1 protein-coding gene is annotated in these 977 nt (G+C 69.7%); it reads right to left on the bottom strand.

Features of this window, described 5'->3' with window-relative positions; all coding sequences use genetic code 11:
- A partial coding sequence (locus HA630_RS27035; RefSeq protein WP_208299915.1) for a helix-hairpin-helix domain-containing protein occupies nucleotides 1-977 on the bottom strand: 977 nt, incomplete at both ends.

Here is a 977-nt window from a genome sequence, read left to right as displayed (position 1 = left end):
GTCATGTCCAGCGGGTTGTCACCGCCGCGGATGCGCAGAAAGCCGGCGCTTTGCTCGAAGGTCTTGGCGCCCAGGCCGGTGACTTTGAGCAAATCCTGCCGGCTCTGGAAGGCGCCGTGCGCCTCGCGCCAGCGCACCACCGACTTGGCCACCGTGCCGCTCAGGCCCGACACCCGGGCCAGCAGCGGCGCGCTGGCGGTGTTCAGGTCCACGCCCACGGCGTTCACGCAGTCTTCCACCACCGCGTCCAGGGTGCGCGCCAACTCGCTCTGGTTCACGTCGTGCTGGTACTGGCCCACGCCAATGCTCTTGGGGTCGATCTTCACCAGCTCGGCCAACGGGTCCTGCAGGCGGCGGGCGATGCTGGCCGCGCCGCGCAGGCTCACGTCCACGTCGGGCATTTCCTGGCTGGCAAATTCGCTGGCGGAATACACCGAAGCGCCCGCCTCGCTCACCACCACTTTTTGCGGGGTCAGGCCGCGGTCGGCCAGGCGCTTGATCAGGTCGGCGGCCAGTTTGTCGGTTTCGCGGCTGGCGGTGCCGTTGCCGATGGCAATCAGCTGCACGCCGTGCTTCAGGCACAGCGCGCCCAGGGTGGCGATGCTGCCTTCCCAATCGCGGCGAGGTTCGTGCGGATACACGGTGGCGGTGTCCAGCAGCTTGCCGGTGGGGTCCACCACCGCCACCTTCACCCCGGTGCGGATGCCGGGGTCCAGCCCCATCACGGCCTTGGGGCCGGCGGGCGCGGCCAACAGCAAGTCGCGCAGGTTGTCGGCAAACACTTTGATCGCCACCTGTTCGGCGGCTTCGCGCAGGCGGGCGAACAGGTCGCGCTCGGTGGACAGGCTGAGTTTGACGCGCCAGGTCCAGGCCACGCATTTGCGGATCAGGTCGTCCGCCGGGCGGGCCTGGTGGCTCCAGCCCAGGTGGCGGGCGATGCGGCCTTCGGCCAGCGAGGGCACGGCGCCGGGTTTGCC

This window comes from Aquabacterium sp. A08 (assembly GCF_011742065.1).
The sequence above is the reverse complement of the archived record's forward strand: the minus strand, read 5'-3'. Positions and strand labels throughout refer to the sequence as shown.